Annotated in this window: 1 protein-coding gene and 3 pseudogenes; 2 read left to right on the plus strand and 2 right to left on the minus strand. The window is 58.6% G+C overall.

The window, feature by feature from the left end:
- Both IVB48_RS11750 and IVB48_RS11755 read left to right on the plus strand, forming a co-directional pair.
- Positions 1 to 864, plus strand: an 864-nt coding sequence (locus tag IVB48_RS11750) for an IS4 family transposase (RefSeq protein WP_247400032.1), incomplete at its 5' end; no start/stop codon positions are given.
- 291 nt (positions 865 to 1,155) lie between these two features.
- Positions 1,156 to 2,470 (plus strand): annotated as a pseudogene (locus tag IVB48_RS11755) (IS5/IS1182 family transposase).
- A gap of 338 nt (positions 2,471 to 2,808) precedes the next feature.
- Here the strand turns inward: IVB48_RS11755 and IVB48_RS11760 are convergent.
- Both IVB48_RS11760 and IVB48_RS11765 read right to left on the minus strand, forming a co-directional pair.
- Positions 2,809 to 3,012: pseudogene (locus IVB48_RS11760) on the minus strand (helix-turn-helix domain-containing protein); the annotation flags it as partial.
- A 584-nt stretch (positions 3,013 to 3,596) separates the two neighbouring features.
- Positions 3,597 to 3,792, minus strand: a pseudogene (locus tag IVB48_RS11765) (ectoine/hydroxyectoine ABC transporter ATP-binding protein EhuA); the annotation flags it as partial.

Genomic DNA, 3,792 nt, shown 5'->3' on the forward strand with positions numbered 1-3,792 from the left:
CCAAAACCGCCGCTGCCTGAACGGGTCAGATGCCGCCCTCGATACGAAGGCCATCCGTCAAAAGCGCGGGCGTCACCGTGCGGAGAAAATCGCGCTTACGGTGATCGCGAGAGCGACATCTATGAGCTGTTCTGCGCGGCCCGGGAGGCTGGAACGCATTTCGTGATTAGGACTTGCGTTGACCGTTTGGCCGGGGATGGAAATCACACGATCGCCGACGAAATGGACGAGGTTTTCGTCGATCCCGATGAAGCCGTCCTCGAGATCAGATATCGCAAGCTTCGCGTGCTGCCGCCAATCGGAAAGCAGAAGCGCTATCCCGCGCTGACCTTGACGGTGATCCATGCCGAAGAACGCATGACGCAGAAGAATAGAAAGAAAATCCAGTGGAAGCTGATCACAAATCTGCCTGTTAGCTCCCGCACCGACGCCATTGAGAAGCTCGAATGGTATGCTTTGAGATGCAAGATCGAGGTGTTCCACAAGATCCTTAAATCAGGCTGCAAAGCTGAGCAGTCAAAGCTCAGGACCGCCCAGCGTCTGACCAATCTGATCTCGCTCTTTTCCATCCTGAGTTGGCGGGTCTTTTGGATGACGATGCTCAACCGTTCGGCTCCAGACGCGCCGCCAAGCCTCGCGTTGACCGCGACTGAAATCGGCGTGCTCGATCGCCTCGTGAACGAAAGACCAAAAGCAAGACGGAAAACGCTGTCGCACTATCTGATCAAGGTCGCCCGGCTCGGCGGTTATCTCGCCCGCGCCAGCGATCCGCCACCCGGCAATACCGTCATGTGGCGCGGGCTGTCACGTCTCACCGACATAGCGCTAGGTGTCATGGTCGGAGGAGAATTTGTGGGTAATTGAAAGCGCGACCGGAGGATGACGTCAATCAACGTCTCGGCGCGCCTCCTGCGCCCGCGCCCTTCGCTCAACGCCCGTTCCTACAAATCGGTCGCCGCGATCCTGAAGAACGGCACGGACAAAACAGCGCCTCCCACCCAGGAGGTGCCGGTCCTATTCCGCCAACATCCGCGGCCGTGGTTACCACAACTGATCAGGAGATCATCGTGCTCATTCATCCGACCGTCGAACGCCTGCGCGCACTCGGCCTCACTGTCATGGCCGTGCCCTCATCGAACTGCAGAACAACGTCGTATCGGAGGGAGCAATGCGACCAAAGGAACGGGCGACACGCGACAGACCGATTTTCTCCGTTCGAGGCTGGACGCGACCATCGATATGCGCCCGCTGATCAAGCTGGCGCGGACCATCGACTGGTCGTTCCTGGAGCGGTAGTTCGGGCCGGTCTACGAGGACGAGCCAGCCGGCCGCCATTGCCGACGCGACTGATGGCGGGCTTTCGATCCCCAAATACACACGACCTCTCCCATGAGGTGCTGAGCGAGAGCTGGGTGAAGAATCCTACGAATCGTTTTTCTGCGGCGAGGAGTTCTTCCAGCATCCCGGTGTTCGACCGCTCCTCGCTGACGCCCTAGCGGCAACGCTTGGGCGAGGAGAAGCTGCAGGCTCTATTGCAGGAGAGCCTCTCGGTTGCGATCAAGCCGTCCAACGTCAATCGCCTCATCGTCGACACCACGGTGCAGCCCAAGAACGTGATGAGACGACCCATGCCCAGCTCCAACCGCGCCCGCGAGATCCTGATCCGGCTGGCAAAACGGCAGGGCCTCGCCTTGCGGCAATCCTAAGCACGAGTGCGCAACGCTGATCAAGTATCAGCGCTGTGCCCACGCCAAGCAATTCAAGCGCCCCAACAGAGCCCAAAGAAGCTCAGGATCTATCTAGGCCGCGACATCCGCGACATGACCCGCAAGATCGAAGGCGTACAGACTTGCTGGGCGAGATTGTCCTTGGCATGCTGGCGCTGGCGCGGCTTGATCAAAAGAAGCGCCAGCCCCAGCTCTTACGCGCTGCACGCGCCGGGTTTGAAGTGCATCGGCAAGGCGCACCAGGCGCGCGCAAAAGGCGGTCAGTTCGTCACCCATGTGAAGGCGCTGCCCGGCAACCCCATTGCTGGGCATATGCTAAAACCGTCATTCCGGACATGGAGGCGCTGATCGGCAACATTATTGAGCTCATCCTAGCCCCATAAGAGCTATCGCGGCCACAATGCGCCACCCGAATACAAGCTCAGGGTGTTCATATCAAGCCATAAGCGGCGGGTAACACCCAAGACGAACGCGAGCTGCGCCGGCGCTTCCCCCTCGACGCCGGTCATCGGCCATCTCAAATCCGAATGAATGGGCCGCAGCTGTCTCTGTCACCGCCAAGGCGAGGCCATCAATGCCCCGTCCTCGTCGCCGCCGGCTACAGCTTCTGGCGTCTGCTCCGCTGGCTGCAGGTCCTGTTGCGCCAAAGTCCTCCAGCTTCAGCTCGTCCCGAGCTGAAACCCAGGTTCTTTATAGACGGCTTTTCCAAGGCCTCGATGCTCTTCATCGCTCAGGGTTTCTAACTCATAGCCGGCTATCGCACGCCATGAATTGAGTTCTTCTCGACTAGGCCGAGTTAAATGGCATACGTGAGAATGCCTCGCAGCAGCCCGAGTGTTCGAGTAGCTGTTCCCAGACCCCTCCGCACGATGGACTTACCGCGCTTCTTGTCTGTACGAAATCGGGAGGAAGATCGGCGTGCCAACGGCGGATGCAACCGTTCGTCCGAACGTGCTGTGTATCGCTCGCTTGTAGCAATTGGTCGAGAGTTTCCGCGGGTGTTTCCCAACCGAGGGTTTTCCTGGGTCTGATGTTAAGTGCAAGAGCCACGGCCTGAGTTCACGAGAGATCGACATGCAGGCCGCTTGAGTTGACGAGCTATGGTCCGCACTCCATGACCCTGCGCGCGCAAGAGCGCAATCTCCTCACGTTCGCGAACGAGAGATAGCGCCCTGACGGAAGTCTTGACGACGCGAATACCGCCCGCCCTCCGGAACCAGCGCACTCCGACCGCCGGCGACACTCCGGCCTCAATCGCAGCATCCTCGCTCGATTGCCCCGAGGCACGCTGTCCAGAACGGTCTATGATCTCTCGTCGGCCTTTGAGCGCAGCCTGCCTGTACAGGTTCTCTTCGCAACGTGTTTCGCTGAGTGTTGCGACGAACGGTTGAATCCGCCATCTATCAGACCCCCGAGACTCTGCGCGTCGACATCATTGACTTCATCAGTCATCACAGTGACAATCACAACCCATTCAAATGGATCAACTCCGTCGACGACATCCTCGTTTTTATTCAACGCTTCTACCGATACAATACTTAAGCCGAGGGGTCGTAATGTCGCGAACTTCTGGTTCATGACACCAGGTAGGTTTCTCTTCACACTCGCAAGAAGTCCACGTGAGCGCCACTGAAGCAACAGAGATGAGACGCGCAGTTCAGCTGAATCGAGTGCTCCGCAAGGTGGAGGCCAAACGTTAATATGTCGGTGACGCCAAGCCTTGCTCCTCCGACTCAGAACCGGTTTGAGCGGATAGTCGGCGAGGCCGTTTTTGGCTGCACCCGCCCGCGGCAGATAGGCGACTAAAGGAGCATATAGGTGCGCTCCTTGTGAATGGTCGCGAGCTCAGAAGGCCTCCATATGCTTGGCTCAATGGTTCAGGACGGAGTGCAGGAATGAACGCGTGCGCTCGGATTGGGGATTCTTGAAGATCTGGTCGGGCGGGCCCTGCTCGATGATACGCCCGCCGTCGAAGACCACTATGCGGTCGGAGACCTCCCGTGCGAAACGCATTTCGTGCGTGACGATCAGCAACGTGACCTTCATCTCGTTCGCAACACCTCGA

This window comes from Bradyrhizobium sp. 76, assembly GCF_023073025.1.
GTDB lineage: Bacteria > Pseudomonadota > Alphaproteobacteria > Rhizobiales > Xanthobacteraceae > Bradyrhizobium.